At 47.8% G+C, this 15,627-nt stretch carries 13 protein-coding genes and 1 other annotated feature; of the genes, 4 read left to right on the top strand and 9 right to left on the bottom strand.

Translation table 11 applies throughout. From position 1 onward, the window contains the following. Nucleotides 1-107: 107 nt before the first annotated feature. From BN3656_RS02325 to BN3656_RS02310, 4 genes are all read right to left on the bottom strand, one after another. Nucleotides 108-671, bottom strand: coding sequence for a TetR/AcrR family transcriptional regulator C-terminal domain-containing protein (locus BN3656_RS02325; protein ID WP_066543702.1), 564 nt, complete (start codon nt 669-671; stop codon nt 108-110). Nucleotides 672-753: 82 nt separating this feature from the next. Continuing rightward, on the bottom strand, nt 754-2,979 hold the full coding sequence (locus BN3656_RS02320) for a hypothetical protein (protein ID WP_143331322.1): 2,226 nt from the start codon (nt 2,977-2,979) through the stop codon (nt 754-756). Continuing rightward, nucleotides 2,969-5,176: an MMPL family transporter gene (locus BN3656_RS02315; protein ID WP_066543700.1), complete on the bottom strand. Its 2,208-nt coding sequence runs from the start codon at nt 5,174-5,176 to the stop codon at nt 2,969-2,971. The genes BN3656_RS02320 and BN3656_RS02315 overlap by 11 nt, the downstream gene beginning before the upstream one ends. Before the next feature lie 36 nt (nt 5,177-5,212). Continuing rightward, complete coding sequence (locus BN3656_RS02310) at nt 5,213-6,016, bottom strand: hypothetical protein (RefSeq protein ID WP_066543698.1); 804 nt, start codon at nt 6,014-6,016, stop codon at nt 5,213-5,215. 213 nt (nt 6,017-6,229) lie between these two features. On the opposite strand from BN3656_RS02310, the gene BN3656_RS02305 reads away from it, so the two are divergent. The 4 genes from BN3656_RS02305 (at nt 6,230) to pdaA (ending at nt 10,714) form a co-directional block, all read left to right on the top strand. Beyond that, nucleotides 6,230-6,820 carry a TetR/AcrR family transcriptional regulator gene (locus tag BN3656_RS02305; protein ID WP_066543697.1) on the top strand — a complete coding sequence of 197 codons (591 nt, stop codon included), beginning with the start codon at nt 6,230-6,232 and terminating at the stop codon, nt 6,818-6,820. A gap of 111 nt (nt 6,821-6,931) precedes the next feature. Further along, nucleotides 6,932-8,164, top strand: coding sequence for a class I SAM-dependent rRNA methyltransferase (locus BN3656_RS02300; protein ID WP_066543696.1), 1,233 nt, complete (start codon nt 6,932-6,934; stop codon nt 8,162-8,164). A gap of 52 nt (nt 8,165-8,216) precedes the next feature. Then, nucleotides 8,217-8,450 (top strand) — a binding site (T-box leader). Between the two features lie 39 nt (nt 8,451-8,489). Further along, the gene (gene brnQ / locus BN3656_RS02295) at nt 8,490-9,812 is read left to right on the top strand and encodes a branched-chain amino acid transport system II carrier protein (protein ID WP_066543694.1); all 1,323 of its coding nucleotides are present in this window, start codon (nt 8,490-8,492) and stop codon (nt 9,810-9,812) included. Nucleotides 9,813-9,868: 56 nt separating this feature from the next. Next, complete coding sequence (gene pdaA, locus BN3656_RS02290) at nt 9,869-10,714, top strand: delta-lactam-biosynthetic de-N-acetylase (RefSeq protein WP_066543691.1); 846 nt, start codon at nt 9,869-9,871, stop codon at nt 10,712-10,714. Here the strand turns inward: pdaA and BN3656_RS02285 are convergent. The 5 genes from BN3656_RS02285 to BN3656_RS02265 are packed head-to-tail and all read right to left on the bottom strand — an operon-like array spanning nt 10,699 to nt 15,596. Further along, on the bottom strand, nt 10,699-11,058 hold the full coding sequence (locus tag BN3656_RS02285) for an arsenate reductase family protein (RefSeq protein ID WP_066543689.1): 360 nt from the start codon (nt 11,056-11,058) through the stop codon (nt 10,699-10,701). The two genes, pdaA and BN3656_RS02285, sit on opposite strands and share 16 nt — an antisense overlap. Beyond that, complete coding sequence (locus BN3656_RS02280) at nt 11,055-11,744, bottom strand: carbohydrate-binding domain-containing protein (RefSeq protein WP_066543686.1); 690 nt, start codon at nt 11,742-11,744, stop codon at nt 11,055-11,057. The genes BN3656_RS02285 and BN3656_RS02280 overlap by 4 nt, the downstream gene beginning before the upstream one ends. Continuing rightward, a complete protein-coding gene (locus BN3656_RS02275) occupies nt 11,741-12,451 on the bottom strand; it encodes a YkgJ family cysteine cluster protein (protein ID WP_066543682.1) in 711 nt (236 codons plus the stop codon). The genes BN3656_RS02280 and BN3656_RS02275 overlap by 4 nt, the downstream gene beginning before the upstream one ends. Nucleotides 12,452-12,483: 32 nt before the next feature. Further along, nucleotides 12,484-14,694 carry a DNA topoisomerase III gene (locus BN3656_RS02270; RefSeq protein ID WP_066543681.1) on the bottom strand — a complete coding sequence of 737 codons (2,211 nt, stop codon included), beginning with the start codon at nt 14,692-14,694 and terminating at the stop codon, nt 12,484-12,486. Then, nucleotides 14,691-15,596: a D-isomer specific 2-hydroxyacid dehydrogenase family protein gene (locus BN3656_RS02265; protein ID WP_066543680.1), complete on the bottom strand. Its 906-nt coding sequence runs from the start codon at nt 15,594-15,596 to the stop codon at nt 14,691-14,693. The genes BN3656_RS02270 and BN3656_RS02265 overlap by 4 nt, the downstream gene beginning before the upstream one ends. Nucleotides 15,597-15,627: the final 31 nt, after the last annotated feature.

The raw sequence follows: 15,627 nt of genomic DNA, 5'->3' as shown, positions 1-15,627 counted from the left end.
TTGTTAATATTATAACAGTGCCTGAAAAAAATAAAAGTGACAAACAGGGTAGTCTGTCACTTTCTATGTCTTTTTTGTGAATTGTCACAAAATGGTTTATGCAGATGTTACAAAAGCTGCAATTCGTCAAATACTCTGGCAAGCTTGGGGGGCAGGGCTTCTACCAGCTTTTTAGCCATTTCCTCAGGCGAGTCCTTCATGCCCCCTAAAACCCATTTTACAGTCATATAGACGGAACCGCGGCAGTACATCTCAAGAAGGAACTGTATTTCTTCACTTAAGGGACGGCTGGTTCTGCGGTTGATCAGATCCCTGTAAAACTGAAGGATCAGCTCAAAATCATGTTCCTTTACGGAATTGCGGTCATCGCTTCGAAATGCTTCCGTAAAGAAGACCTTTTCTGCACGGATAAACGCAAACTTCTGTGTCAGGCTTTCTCCCACAGTATGCCCCATGCCGATCTGCTCAAAGGACTGAAGAACCAGCTTGTCAAAATACCAGTTAATTAAGTCGTATTTATCCAGAAAATTCCGGTAAAATGTCTGGCGGGTAAGGCCGCAGCCTTCCACAATATTTTTTACGGTTATCTTATCTACCGAAGCAGTCTTCATACACTCCTTCACCGAAGCTGCCAGCCGGTATTTTGTTTTCTCCTGTTTTGTAAGTTCCATGAAGCTCATCCTTTCCGGCACTGCTGTGCAAAGAGAGTACCGCCTGCTCTTTCTTAAGCATACCAGAAAATCAGCTGCTTTTCTATCTGTTTTTAAAGATGTCCACCAGAGAACGCCACATTTTTACCAGTACGTTCCACATCCGTTTCAGAGGACTTACCTCCGGCTCCTCTGTTTCTGCGTCCAGCGTCTTGTGTTCCTCATTCTCCAAACTGATCTCATCTGTGCGGAGCACAACCTGCAGGGTTCTGGGTTCCGGATTTTTAGAAGATGTAAAGGATACCTTTTCCGCGTCCGGATCCATAAACAGGAATCTGTTTTCCGTATCGAATTTATCAAGCTGGCTGTCGATCACATCCTTCATGGTACGGCCGGCCCGACGGATCCCGGCTGTACTGTCAAGCACATTCAGACTTTTATTTAAAAGCTCCATACTTGCCATAAGGCTGTCTTTTGCTGCCACATCCATCTCGTCGCTGGAGGCTTTAAGCGTATTCTGAACCAGTGTCAGGGTATCTGTAGTGCTGTTTAAAGCCTCCGTGGTTCTTTCCGTAAGTGCACTCATATCGTCCAATGCGCTCTGAAGATCCGGATAGTATGTATCCAACGAATCATGGAGCGCCGTAAGATCCTCAATAAGAAAGTCCATATTGTCCACCAGATCCGCACTGTACTGGGCAGAATCGGAAATATCCTCCATCAAGTTTCCTGCTGTCTGGGTAAATTTCCGGCTGTCTTTGTCGATTTTTCGGAGCATCTGCATCAGCTGCTGCAGCTGGGAGCCTGAAGAAGCCACAAAAGGCACCTCTCGTTTTTCAATCTGTGCCTTTGGAACAACCGCACGGCTGATGGTCTGGCTGCCGGTATTCTCGTTCTCAGGCTCATTGATTTCCAAGTTTTCGTCTTTCTCTGGTTCCGAAGCGTCCGGTGCCTCCGGTTCTTCTGAGCCCTCCGGCTTCTCCTGCTCCTCCGACTCCTCTGGTTTCTCTGAGCCCTCCGGTTCCGAAGCTTCCGGTTCCTCTAACTCTTCCTCTCCCTGAGCCTCTGGAATTTCAATCTCTGGCACTTCTATTTCCAAGGCCTCATCATCATATTCCTCCAGCTCCCCAATCAGCTGTCCCAGAGCCTCCAAAGCCTCTGTGGTCTGCACCTGAAAAGATGCGTTCGTTTCTATCAGATAACCCAGATCGTCTCTCAGATCCGGCAGCTGTTCTCCCATCGAAGCCGTACTGCTCTTAATATTTCTCAGTCTTGTATACAGCTTTCCCAGAGGCTCCTGCATCTCTCCCAGTGTTCCCACAATGTCGCCCATACTTTTATGTACGATCTCTGCCTCTTCCTTTGCCGTCTGCAGATGAGGCACCAGGGTTTCCAGCTGGCCGGACATAGCCCTGAGGGATTCCAGTGACCGATCGTTTCCTGCCAGTATGGCGTCCTTTGAGCTGCTCCATTTCTGCCTTGCATTCTCTGCTGCATTCAGGCCGGACTGCATCTGATCAACTCCGCCCCTCATATCCTCTATGGACTGAGCCATCTGCTCTAAGCTATCATACAGTTCATCTCCCGCATCCTGCCAGGTATCCTTTGCCTCTTTTAAATCCTTAATATGCTCCAGATCCTCCACCGTTCCCGGCGTCATTGCCATGATGACTCCCGTTGTCTCAAAGGAATCCGAACCGATGCGCACCGTATAATCCCCCTCTTCCCCCGGAAGAGCTGTAAATACAACCGCTGTAAGCTCCCCCATATTCTGGGTCTGAGATCCCTCTGCCTCCACGCTGAAGCACTTGGACATGTCCACGGGAACTGCCACCAGCAAAAGCATATTATTACGGTAATACAGATCTGCCTGTTCATTAGGCTCAGCCTTTATGTGAATTTCCACCAGCCCGGAAGCTCCGGCCAGCTTTTCCCCGTCTGTGGGAACCCCGTTGAGCTTATAGGACACATCAAAATTCCACGGAAGCGCTGTCTGCTCCTGATCCAGCGTACATTTATAGTAAAAGCGTTCCCTGCGATCCGGCGGAAGCTTCCAGACCACTTCCCCCTCTCCCAGCTGCGGTTCATCCTGAGTTGACATATTTTCCACTGCCAGATAATTTCCATAATCTGTAAAATCTGTGACGCCGTTTAAACTGCAGCTCTTTACTACATTTACCTTTTGAGCCTTTCCGTAAACATCCAGATTCACATACATGGTCTCATCCGTTTCCACTGCAGCCGGAGCGCCATAGGACAGGGGCGCATTTCCGGCTGTAACCACAGCTGCAAGAACAGCTGCCATCATCTGTCTTTTTCTAATTTTCATTGCTCTTCGCCTCCATTCCTTCCATTTTGCTGTCTGTCAAAGAACGCCGCTTTCCCATAAACTTCTTTCGTATCCGTTCCCATTCATTTCTTGTAATGATCGAATCAAAGAGAACAAGAAGGGAAGGAAGCACTGTCAGCACCAGGATCACACTGAAAAGAGCTCCACGGCCGATCAGATGCCCCAGATCTCCGATGGCAGCCGTATTCGATATAAAATGAATAATATAACCGGCCAGAATCATAATAGTTCCTGAGGTAAAAATGGAAGTACACGACATTTTCACTGCCTGAATGCAGGCTTTTTTCTTCTCCATCTCTTTTCGGCATGCCATATAGCTGTTCGTCAGCAGGATAGAATAATCCACAGTGGCTCCCAGCTGAATACTGCTCACAATGATATATCCCATATATACCATGGTATCTCCGGCCAGATACGGCATTGCCATATTCAGGAAAATAGCCGCCTCAATGGGGATCATAACGATCACCGGCACCAAAAGAGAACGGAAACTGAACATGACGACTAAAAATACGCCCAGCAGGGACAGGATATTTACGCGTGTATTATCGGCTGTAATAAAGGTTTTAATATCCATGGTAGAGGGAGTTTCTCCCAGCACAAAAGAATCCTCCGGATAATATTTCTTTACAATTTCTTCAATCTTCCCTGTATCCTGAAATGCTTCCCTGCTCTCTGTCTTTGTACGGATGTACACCAGCATCCTGCCTTTATCTCCCCTGTGAAGCTCACTGGTAAGAGAATATGGAAGAAATTCCTCAGGGATACCCTCCGGAAGCGTATTGGCCATGGAAGTGACGCTTTTTACATAGGGAAGATCCTCAAGCTCCCCGGACAGTGCTTTTTCCGTCACCATGGAGGTGTTTGGATACATCACCAGGAGCATATTGCTCCGCCCGAAAATGGCTGCTATCTCCTTCTCATCCTCATAAACCCTTGTTCCCTCACTGGCACCCACTGCACTGTTTCCGTAAAGATAATCATTCATCCCCTGGGCCACATAAGCCGGAGGCACCAAAAGAGCCATAATGATCAAGGCCGCATAGCGAAACCGGTAAATTCCCCGGCTTAAACGGTTAAACGCCGGAAGAAAGGGACGGTGAGCCGTCTTTTCATTCCAGTCTGCAAACTTCAAGATCATGGCCGGCATAAAAAATACCACAGTAAGAAGACTGAATACAATCCCTTTTGCAAGCACCAGTCCCATATCAAAACCAATGCTGAACTTCATGGATATGAGAGCCAGAAAGCCTACTACGGTAGTAAGGCTGCTGGCAAAAATAGAGTTGATGGCAGCGTCAATGGCATTTGTCATGGCCTCTTTGTTTCCCAGCCCCTTTTTCCTCTCCCTTTCAAATGCATCCAACAGGAAAATGGAATAATCCATGGACGTTGCAAGCTGCAGCACCATAGCCACATTGTTGGTAAGAAAGGATACAGTTCCTAGAAAAATATTGGTTCCCTGATTTAAAAGAATGGCAACGCCCATAACGATCAAAAACAGGAACGGTTCGGACCAGGCGGCCGTGGTAATACATAGGATCGTAAAAATCATGATCACCGCTACCAGCATGATCAGCTGCATTTCGCTTTCTATATTTTCCTTTAAGGATTTGTTCTGCACGGCCATCCCGGTATAGCAGCCCTTTTCCCCTAAAAGATCCCGGATCTCATCCACAGCACGGGAAGTTCTCTTGGCCGTATCTCCTTCATCAAAAGTAATATCCATTACTGCACAGCGATCCTTATAGTAATCCTCTATGTCATCCATGGAGATAAAGTCCTCTCCTGCATAAATATTAACGGCAGCATCACACCAGAGTACCTGATCCACTCCGTCCACAGCCTCTATCTGATCCTTATACTGCTTCGCCTCATAAAGACTTACATCCTTTACCATCACCCGTGCGGTTCCCGGATATCCGAACGTCTCCTCCATACGGTCCAATCCAATACGGGATGCCGCCTCCCTTGGCAGATATTCGGTCAGATCGTAATTCACATTTACAAACAGCATTGCAATAAAGGAAAAAACACATCCTGCCACAAATATGCTTTCAATCCATTTCTGCCTTCTTAAAATAAAGCGGGCAAGGCGGACAGACAACCGTTCCGTCAAGCCATTCTCTGTCTGCTTCTCTTTCTTTTTATGTACGAATTTCAATTTCTCCTTCATTTGATCCTGCTCCTAACATCCCGGGGTTCATTTCATTCAGCGCTTCAGTACCACCATAAACCAGTGACGTCCGTCCGCCTCATAATGGGCCATACCCAAATACCGATAATAATCCAGCGTATCCTGATAAGCTTCTCCTCTGCTGTACTGTTTTTCCAGCACATCCATGATTTTATCAAAAGCAGCTTCCCCATCCTCACAATTTCGTATATAAAGCTCCTTATAAGTGCTGTTTTTCCCATCTGCATACCCATTTTCCATGGCCTCCTTAAGGCGGGCAGCCGCAATCCGGTTCAGCTTTACATCCATTTTTAAGCCCGCATACCGGTCATAGGACGTATGCATATCCCCGTCATACTCATGTTCCCGGTCCGGTCTGGCGTCAAAATACTGATCCCGCTTTTCATCGCATAAATACTCAAACAAAATCTGCCCCTGCGTATCATAGCAGCCTGCAAAATAGGCTCCTCCTCCCGTATTTTCCTTCCATGAGGCTCCGGTAAGAGCACCTTCTGCCGAAAAGGTATATACCGCATTATCAAGCTCCAGATCTCCCAGATTCATTCCACCGTCCTCATGGAAATAATACCACTCATTTCCTACCTTTTGAAATCCGGTCGCCATGACCCCGTCCTCCCTCAGATAGTAAGTTCTTCCTCCAGCTGAAAGCCAGCCTGTGGCTGCTGTCATATCCGCTTTCTGCCAATACCAATTTCCATCCAGACAGATCCATCCCGGATCAGAACCTCCCGGCTCTGCCGCCAGCGCATCCATATTTTCCATTTGAAGCAGAACCGCCCCGATCAGGCACATCAACCTGATACTCTTCCATTTTTTCATACAACCGATCTCCTGATTCTTTGCTGGTCATGTTTATTTTCTCAACTCTGTGAACGATAATTGACATATGTTCATTACTTAACTATAATAGATTATACTAATGAATGTTTAAAATAACAATGATTGATTTCACATTCAATGTACGTTAATCAACATATTCGTTTTTTTATGTTCATTATTATACAAAATCCCATACATAAGGAGGTTATGAAAATGGGAACAGAACTGATCGACCGAAGAATCCGCAAAACGCGGAAACAATTAAAAGACTGTCTTATTTCTCTGTTAAAAACAAAGCGTATACAGGATATCACCGTCCGGGAGCTGACGGAAATGGCAGACTTAAACCGCGGAACCTTTTATCTTCATTATAAAGATGTGTTTGATCTTCTGGAACAGACAGAAACTGAGCTCCTTGGAAAATTAAACTCTGTGATCCAAAAGCACCGGGCTGAAGAGCTTTTAGACCGCCCCTTTAATATTTTCCATGAGGTGTATACGCTGGTATATGAAAATGCGTCTCTGGTAGAAATTCTCCTGGGAGAAAATGGAGATTTGAACTTTCTCAACCGGATGAAACAGATCATGCGTGATAAATGTCTTCACGACTGGATGGAAGTGGTTCGTACCGAAAGTACCGCAGTATTTGACGCCTACTTCGCCTTCATCGTTTCCGGCTGCCTGGGGCTGGTGCAGCACTGGCTGAAGACCGGTCTTAAGGAAACGCCGGTTCAGATGGCGCGGCTGACCGAAAAAATCATTACTGACCAGCTTCATGTGCTTTCCCAGAATCCTCTGGAATAAAGCATCCCCATTAAAATCCGCAGTTTCAGTCAAAATCTCTGTAGCGCCTCTGAGTAATCTGTGGTATAAAAGAAGATATTCCTATGGAAGAAAGCTAAAGGAGAGTCCTATATGACAAAAGATGAATTATACAGAGAAACCGCCTGCGTACGGATCAAAAAGGGAGCCGGGCGTTCCTTAAAGGCTGGCGGAGCATGGATCTATGACAATGAGATCGACACCATTTCCGGTGAATATAAGGACGGAGATCTGGTAACAGCCGAGGACTTTGACGGCTATCCTCTGGGCCATGGCTTTATCAACACACATTCCAAACTGACCGTTCGGATGTTATCCAGAAAAAGGGATGCTGTCATTAATGATGAATTTATCGAAATGCGGGTAAGAAATGCCTGGGAATACAGGAAGGCCACCGTAGATACCTCCAGCTGCCGTGTCATCTTTGGAGAAGCCGATTTCCTGCCGGGTATTGTGATCGATAAATTTTCCGATGTTCTGGTAGTAGAATCCCTGGCTCTGGGAATTGACCGTTTAAAGCCGGTAATCCTGGAAAAGCTGCTTAAGGTACTCAAAGAGGAGGATATCCATATTCGGGGTATCTACGAGCGCAGCGACGCCAAGGTACGTCTGCAGGAGGGGATGGATCGCTATAAGGGCTTTATCGGCGAAGCCTTTGATACCAAGGTGGAAATTCTGGAAAACGGGGTCCGCTATCTGGTGGATGTAGAGGATGGACAGAAAACCGGCTTTTTCCTGGATCAGAAATACAACCGGCTGGCTGTACAGAATCTGTGTAAAAAAACGCAGCCGGAACGGGTGCTGGACTGCTTTACCCATACCGGCTCCTTTGCCTTAAATGCGGGAATCGCCGGTTCCGGCCATGTTCTGGGAGTAGACGCCTCGGAGCTTGCAGTGGAACAGGCCCGTGAGAATGCCCGCCTTAACGGCTTAGAGGATCGGGTTCATTTCCAGTGCGCCGATGTATTTGACCTTCTCCCGCAGTTAGAGCAAAGAGGAGAACGCTTTGATGTGGTAGTTCTGGATCCTCCCGCCTTTACCAAATCCAGAAGTTCCATCAAAAATGCAGTAAAGGGCTATCGTGAAATCAATATCCGAGGCATGAAGCTGGTAAAAGACGGAGGATACCTTGCCACCTGCTCCTGCTCCCATTTTATGGATCCGGAGCTTTTCACAAAAACCATCCGTGAAGCAGCTGCCAATGTCCACAAACGGCTGCGCCAGATCGAATACAGAACCCAGGCCGCCGATCATCCGATCCTGTGGGCGGCAGACGAATCCTATTATCTCAAGTTCATCATCTTCCAGGTCTGTGATGAAAAATAATTTTGGAAACTATTGTAATTTCTGATTTTTTATTCTATAATACAGCCATAGAAAAAATTCATTTGATAGGAACAAGTAGTCCTCAGCGGATTTTTCAGAGAGACAGCGGCTGGTGTGAGCTGTCATTGAACCTGACGGATGAAATCATCCTGGAGAAGCAAACTGAAGTTTAGTAGGAGCGCCGGAGCAGAGCCACGTTACAGGTGATACGCATTAGAGGATGCGGAGATGAGCTGGATTTCATTCAGGAATTAAGGTGGTACCACGGTTTTTAATCGTCCTTTTTATAAGGGCGATTTTTTTATTTTAAAGGAGGCTTTTTATTATGAAACTACACAAGAAACAAATCCTGCTGGTGAGCTTTATGCTCTTTTCCCTGTTTTTCGGGGCAGGCAACCTGATATTCCCGCCATTTTTAGGACAGAATGCAGGCAGCCAGACCCCATTTGCCATTGCAGCCTTTCTGATCACAGCTGTAGCCCTTCCCGTTTTGGGCGTGATCGTTGTGGCGAAGTTTGACGGCCTGGAAAAGCTTGCTAGAAGGGTTAATCCGAAATTTGCCATCGTATTTACCATTCTTATCTACCTTTCCATCGGCCCCGGACTTGGTATCCCCAGAGCAGCCTCCCTTCCCTTTGAAATGGCAGTGGCTCCCTATCTTCCTGAGGAAGCGAATTTGTCCTTATTCATGCTTGGATTTTCCCTTGTGTTTTTCCTCATTGCAGGATGGCTGGCTCTTACCCCAAACAAGCTGGTAGAGAGGATCGGAAAATTTTTAACACCAAGCCTGTTATTTTTACTGCTTTTTGTATTTTTTAACTTTCTTTTAAAGGGAAATGTCCATGTGGCAGAGCCGCAGGAAAGCTATGCTTCCAATCCTCTTGTGAAGGGATTTCTGGAAGGCTATCTGACTATGGACACGATTGCAGCCTTAAATTTCGGCCTTGTAATTGCTACCACCATCACAGGACTGGGGATCAGCCGTAAATCGGACGTGATGAAATATACGGTTATGACCGGTATTTTCGCGGGGCTTATCCTAGCCGGCGTTTATCTGATCCTGGCTTATATGGGCATGAGTTCTTCCGGTGTATTCCCGATTCAGGAAAACGGCGCATGGACTCTGCGCTGCATCGTGCATCAGCTCTTCGGGGATACGGGCGCCATCCTTCTGGCAGCTATCTTTACGCTGGCCTGCCTGACAACCTGCGTGGGACTGATCACCTCTATTTCCCAGTATTTTTCAACCCTGACTTCCCGGCTGTCCTACCGCCAGCTGGTTCTTCTGATCGCAGGTTTTTCCTTTGTGGTCTGCAATCAGGGGCTCAATGTGATCTTAAGCATTTCCGTACCTGTACTGGATGCTATTTATCCCATTTCCATCATGCTGATCGTGCTCGGACTGTGTGATACAAAACTGGGACATATTCCCTTTATCTATCCCTGCACCATCGGCTCTGTAGGATTCATAAGCGTTATCTATGCAGCTGAAAACATCGGCCTGGATCTTGGAGTTTTAAGCCCTATCTTCCACTCCCTTCCGCTGTATTCCGCCGGCCTGGGATGGACCGTCATCGCTGTCCTTGTCATGGTTGTGTGTATTCTCACCTTCCGCTTTTTGCCGGCCCGCTCTGAAATCCAGTCATAATAAAACGAAGCTCCCTGTATACTGAACTAACCGTATACAGGGAGCTGTTTGTTATTATGAAAAATGATGGATCCTGGGATTTTTCATTCTGGGGAATCATACTCACAGGAGTATTGTTTTTGATGGCCTACGGAGCCGGCCAGTGGACTGCCAGACAGGCAGAAGCGGGATTTTTCGGCCCTTCGGATCATCTGGAAGCGTCTGCAGACGGAAACTGGGGTCTGGGTTTTCCTGAAAAAGGAAAAACACCCGTTGGGAATGCCTCTGCCGAATATTTAAAACAGTATCATGCCTGGTATGCCGGAAATCCGGATGAAAAGGTAATCTATCTCACCTTTGATGCAGGCTATGAAAACGGAAACACCGAACCAATCCTGGATGCACTGAAAAAGCATCATGCACCGGCGGCCTTCTTTTTAGTAGGAAACTATCTGGAAACAAGCCCCGAACTGGTAAAACGGATGGTATCGGAAGGCCACATTGTAGGGAATCACACCTATCACCATCCCGATATGTCAAAAATTTCCAGCAAAGAAGCCTTCCAGAAGGAGCTGTCCGATCTGGAAACCCTCTATGAACAGACCACTGGACAGAAAATGAAGCGATACTACCGCCCCCCTCAGGGAAAATACAGTGAAAGCAATCTGCAGATGGCAAAGGATATGGGATATCAGACCTTTTTCTGGAGCCTGGCCTATGTGGACTGGTATGAAAACAAACAGCCCTCGAAGGAAGAGGCCTTTGAAAAGCTTTTAGGCCGCATCCATCCGGGGGCTGTGGTTCTCCTTCACAGTACATCAAAAACCAATGGACAGATTCTGGATGAACTGCTGACAAAATGGGAAGAAATGGGATATCGTTTTGAATCCCTGGATCATCTTACAGCTCAGTCTGCCAGATGATCCTCCCACTCCTTTTCCCGAAAACCCGGGAAGGCCCACTGGTCTGTAACTGCCAGAGGGCGTTTTACAAGCATACCATCGGATGCAAGAAGCTCCAGCTGCTCCTCCTCTGTCATCTGGGGCAGCTTGTCCTTAAGGCCCAGCTCCTTATACAGATTCCCGCTGGTATTGAAAAAGCGCTTTAAGGGAAGGCCGCTTTTCTTATGCCAGACGGCCAGTTCCTCCTTTGAGGGATTCTGTTCCTTAATGGGTCTTTTTTCATAGGAAATCCCCTTTTCATCCAGCCAGTTTAAGGCTTTTTTACAGGTACTGCATTTGTCATAGCACAATATCGTCAGCTTCATTCTTCTGATTCCTCCATTTCCAAACTTCCTGAAAAGTGACGGTCGTCCAATGTATGGGCCCTGATCCCTGTTCCCTTTCCATTCAGACACTGAATCTGTATCTCCCCGCCTGCAAGCTCTACGGTATCCTCATAAAGAGCCGTTTCCTCTCCGGTAAATACCAGTTTCCCCCCTTCGATCCGCAGGGCAGAGGGTTCATCCTGATTAAGCGTTTCCTCCTTCCACTCCCCCTCCAGGGCCGTTTCTCCCTGAAGCCTTAAGCTTCCTTCTCCGCGTATGGTAAGAGTACCTGCCCCCTTTTTCAGGGCGGCGTCTGCACTTAAAAGTTCGCTCTCTGTCCCCTTTTTCAAAACCAGGGTAAGATCTCCCTGGATTTCAAGAGCCGGAGTCTTTCTTTCCAGGCTGCCTGCCTTTAGTCCGTCCAGAGTCAGTGTGTATTGGCCTTTGGAATTTCTCAGCACCCATCCTTTTCCCTCCGTAACCTTTCCCTGCAGGGGAATGGGTATTTCTTCTCCGTCAATCGCCACATGGCTTAAAGGAACCTGAACCCTGGAGGTGGTAAGCCCCAGCTTTGACGCTGCAAAAAGCCCCAGAAATACAACGGCCGGACAGAAGAACATCACAAGGCCGATAAACAGAAGGGTCTTCACAATTCCCCCTGTAAATTCCTTCATATTTTCTCTCATCCCTGTTTTATCCTTTCCTGCACGTACATGGTGTTTTTAAGTTCCAAATCCTTTTTTGCCTGTTCTAACCGCCTGTAAAATTCCTCATAAAACCCTTTTGTTTCTCCATACGGCTCCATGTAAAACCGGTTCAGCACATAAAGACAGATTTTTTTTGATTTCTCCTGCCCTTCTGCTCCCAAAGAACGGATCCTTTCTCCCAATTCCTTTGTCATGTAGTGCCAGTCACTGATAAACTGCTCATAGGCCGCAAAATCAGGCGTATCCAGCCATTTGCGTACCCGTACCTTTGTCCGATTTTCCTTCCTGCACTCATGGATCTGGAGAAAATACCGGAAGCTTCCGTTTTCATAAAGACGGCCCAGAGGAAAGAGACGGCAGAAGCCTGGCCGGAATGTATGAATGGAACACCGGCCTTCTGAGTTTAAAAAGGAACAGGCCTCTTTCTCCCCCGTCATCTTTAAATACGGAAGGATCAGTCCGTCTGCCATTTTAAGACCCACAGCCTCCTTCATCAGCTCCTCAAAGCTTTTTCCAAGCCCCTCTGACAGGCGGCAGATATCATAAGGATCCAGCAGAATGGAATCCCCCATGCCCTGACAGCAGGCAGAGCAGCCCTCACAGTCTCCGCAGTCCGCCTTTACCATATCCTCTGCCCCGTAAAGCTTTCCATCGGAAATTTCCGCCAGATCAATCCTTCGTTCCATATTGTTCCCTCTTTCTTTTCCTTCCGGACATGTTACGGATCCACCTTAAGCCCTGCAAGCGCCGCGGCAAACGCATTGTTTAATGGTTCCGTTTCTTCTTTTTTCTGCTGGTTTAAGTAGCGGGCCACATCCTTTTTGGATACGCCGGCTCCTTCCTTCTTTCTCCGGTCCTTAAAAGCAAACAGCTTCTCCTTGTGACCGCAGCTGCATACGAAAATCTGTCCCTCTCCCTTTCCCCGCAGCTCCATTTTTTTATGGCATACAGGGCAGCGGGCATTGGAGGTTCGGGAGACAGTCTCTCTGTGACCGCAGGCCCGGTCCTGGCAAACCAGCATCTGGCTGTTTTTTCCCTTTACAGAAAGCATCCGTTTTCCGCAGACCGGACATTTGGTATTGGTCAGGTTATCATGGCGAAACTGCCCTTCTCCTGTTTTAATCTGCCCCAGAAGTTCCTTACAGTAGTCACGGATTTCTTCCATAAATGCATCCCGCTTTAAGTCTCCCTTTGAAATGGCTGAAAGCTTCATCTCCCACTGGGCGGTAAGCTCCGGTTTTTTTAAGTCCTCCGGCACCAGCTCTAAGAGCTGTTTTGCCTTGGAGGTGAGGAAAATATCCTTTCCCCGCTTTTCAAGTAAAAAACTGGAAAAAAGCTTTTCGATGATATCTGCACGGGTCGCTACCGTGCCAAGTCCCCCTGTCTCTCCCAGCGTTTTTGCCATAGCCTTATCCTTTGACTCCATATAAGCAGCCGGATTTTCCATGGCAGACAGAAGGCTGGCCTCATTAAAGGGCGCAGGGGGCTTTGTCTTCCCCTCCGTCATGGCAAGAACTACTCCCTTCAGGACATCTCCTTCCTTCAGGCTCAAAAGTTTCTGGCTGTCTGCGCTGCTTTCTGCTGCCTCCGTGCTCTCATCTTCCTCCCATGAGCCGCTCTGTCCCTCATACGCTGTCTTCCAGCCCGTCTGGGTAACCACATTGGCCCTGGCTGTAAAGCGCTCGCTGCCGATCCGTACCGTTACCTCTGTCTGCTCATACTCGCAGGGCGGATACAGCACCGCCAGAAAGCGGCGGACAACCAGATCGTAGATCCGTCGCTCATCTACGGTCATGTGATCCAGCTGGACAAACTGTTCTGTGGGAATGATGGCATGGTGATCTGAAACCTTTGAGTTATCCACAAAAGCCATCTTCTGGGCAAGAGGACGGTTGATTAGAGTCCCTGCGATCTTTCGGTATGGCCCTACAGAGCAGGCTTTTAAGCGCTCCTTTATCGTTGGGACAATGTCCTGGCTCAAATATCTGGAATCCGTTCTGGGGTACGTCAGTACCTTATGATTCTCATACAGCCGCTGCATGATGTTTAATGTTTCCTTGGCTGTATAATTATACTGTTTATTGGCGTCTCTCTGAAGCTCTGTCAGATCATATAAAAGCGGCGGCTGCTTCTTTTTGGGCGTTCTTTTGATCTGCTCTGCCTGGGCAGGCTCATTTTTAAGAGAGGACAAAAGTCCCTCTATCCGCGCCCGGTCAAAGGAACTGCTGCTGGATGCAGCCTTATCCTGCCAGGTAAAGGAAATCCCCTGAACCCTGGCTTTCATTCCATAATAAGGTTTCGGCACAAAGGCTCTGATCCGCTCCTCTCTGGCTGCAATCATGGCTAATGTAGGCGTCTGCACCCGTCCGCAGGATAACTGAGCATTATATTTGCAGGTCAATGCCCTGGTGCTGTTGATCCCAACCAGCCAGTCTGCCTCGGCCCTGCACAATGCGGCGTCCCGGAGGGATTCATACTCTTTTCCGTCTTTTAAGGAGGCAAATCCCTCTTTAATCGCCTTATCCGTAACGGATGAGATCCAAAGCCGCTTAATCGGCAGACGGCTTCCCGCCTTTTTAAGAATCAGCCTCGCTACCAGCTCTCCTTCCCGTCCCGCATCTGTGGCAATGATCACCTGGGAAATATCCTTCCGGTGAAGCTGGGATTTTACTGCCTGATACTGCTTTCCGGTCTGTTTGATCACTTCCAGCTTAAAAGGATCGGGAATCATGGGAAGATCCTCCATCCTCCACTCCTTATAGCGGGCGTCGTAGCTCTCCGGATCCGCCAGTTCCACCAGATGGCCCAGCCCCCAGGTTACTACGTAGCGTTCTCCCTCAATGGCTCCATTTATATTTTTTCCGCATTTCAGCACGCGGGCAATGTCACGGGCCACAGAAGGCTTTTCAGCAATTACCAGCGCTTTCATTCTTCCATTCCTCTTAAACAGGTTTCAATATTATCCAGTACCTTTTTGCTTAAAAGGCCAAAGGCCTGTCTGGTTCTTCCAGCAGAAACCCCTGCGCAGATAACGTTTGGATGATCCTTTAAAATGCCTTCTGTATCTCCAAGGGCTCCTGCGGTGTCGCAGATAAAATAACCACCCTCATGATCCAGCCATTCTGCCAGCGCCTCCACCTCATGAGCCGGCCCAATGGATGTGTTAAAAAGAAGCTTTCCCTTTCCCAAAGCGTCAAATTCCTCTTTGTGAAGCAGGATCACATTTTTATTCAGACAGGCAAATACCACCTGACTTTCTGCCAAAAGCTCCTTTAACGGACGGTAGGCAAAGCCTGCTGCCTCCTTTTCCGGCTTGCGGGTACGGCTGAAATAGGAAACCTCCGCTCCCATAAACTGCAGCGCCTCTGCAATCATGGTTCCGGAAACACCAAGGCCGATGATACCAGCCTTTAAACCGATAATCTCCGTAGGGATGTCATAGAGCATGGGGCGGTCAAACCCGTGAAGGAACCGCACCAGCTCGCTTAAAACAAATTCTACCACACCCCGGTCTCCGTAATCCCGGATGCCCAGTACACGGATTCCTCTCTCTCTGGCGCAGGCAATATCTACATTGGCGCTCTCCTCTGAATAAAGGCTGCAGCACATACCGATATAACGGATCTGTGGACATGCCTCAATCACATTCCGTCCAATCCTTGTGGTATAGCTTACTAAAACCGCATCTGAATCACCGATGCGCCGGATGATCTCCTCATCATTTTCAGGGATATCTCTGTATAATACAACTTCTTCTGCATAGGTATGAAGCTTTTCCTCCGCCCAGTCCTCCAGGCTGACCGGTTCAATGGCAGTCAGTTTACGAAACATTTCTATCTCCTTTCTTATAATCTATTTTCGG

Source organism: Clostridium sp. AT4, assembly GCF_001517625.2.
Lineage (GTDB): Bacteria > Bacillota > Clostridia > Lachnospirales > Lachnospiraceae > Enterocloster.
The sequence above is the reverse complement of the archived record's forward strand: the minus strand, read 5'-3'. Positions and strand labels throughout refer to the sequence as shown.

Coding starts and splice junctions, on each gene's coding strand:
- BN3656_RS02325 (WP_066543702.1), bottom strand. CDS start 671: ATGGAACTTACAAAACAGGAGAAAACAAAATACCGGCTGGCAGCTTCG.
- BN3656_RS02320 (WP_143331322.1), bottom strand. CDS start 2,979: ATGAAAATTAGAAAAAGACAGATGATGGCAGCTGTTCTTGCAGCTGTG.
- BN3656_RS02315 (WP_066543700.1), bottom strand. CDS start 5,176: ATGAAGGAGAAATTGAAATTCGTACATAAAAAGAAAGAGAAGCAGACA.
- BN3656_RS02310 (WP_066543698.1), bottom strand. CDS start 6,016: ATGAAAAAATGGAAGAGTATCAGGTTGATGTGCCTGATCGGGGCGGTT.
- BN3656_RS02305 (WP_066543697.1), top strand. CDS start 6,230: ATGGGAACAGAACTGATCGACCGAAGAATCCGCAAAACGCGGAAACAA.
- BN3656_RS02300 (WP_066543696.1), top strand. CDS start 6,932: ATGACAAAAGATGAATTATACAGAGAAACCGCCTGCGTACGGATCAAA.
- brnQ (WP_066543694.1), top strand. CDS start 8,490: ATGAAACTACACAAGAAACAAATCCTGCTGGTGAGCTTTATGCTCTTT.
- pdaA (WP_066543691.1), top strand. CDS start 9,869: ATGAAAAATGATGGATCCTGGGATTTTTCATTCTGGGGAATCATACTC.
- BN3656_RS02285 (WP_066543689.1), bottom strand. CDS start 11,058: ATGAAGCTGACGATATTGTGCTATGACAAATGCAGTACCTGTAAAAAA.
- BN3656_RS02280 (WP_066543686.1), bottom strand. CDS start 11,744: ATGAGAGAAAATATGAAGGAATTTACAGGGGGAATTGTGAAGACCCTT.
- BN3656_RS02275 (WP_066543682.1), bottom strand. CDS start 12,451: ATGGAACGAAGGATTGATCTGGCGGAAATTTCCGATGGAAAGCTTTAC.
- BN3656_RS02270 (WP_066543681.1), bottom strand. CDS start 14,694: ATGAAAGCGCTGGTAATTGCTGAAAAGCCTTCTGTGGCCCGTGACATT.
- BN3656_RS02265 (WP_066543680.1), bottom strand. CDS start 15,596: ATGTTTCGTAAACTGACTGCCATTGAACCGGTCAGCCTGGAGGACTGG.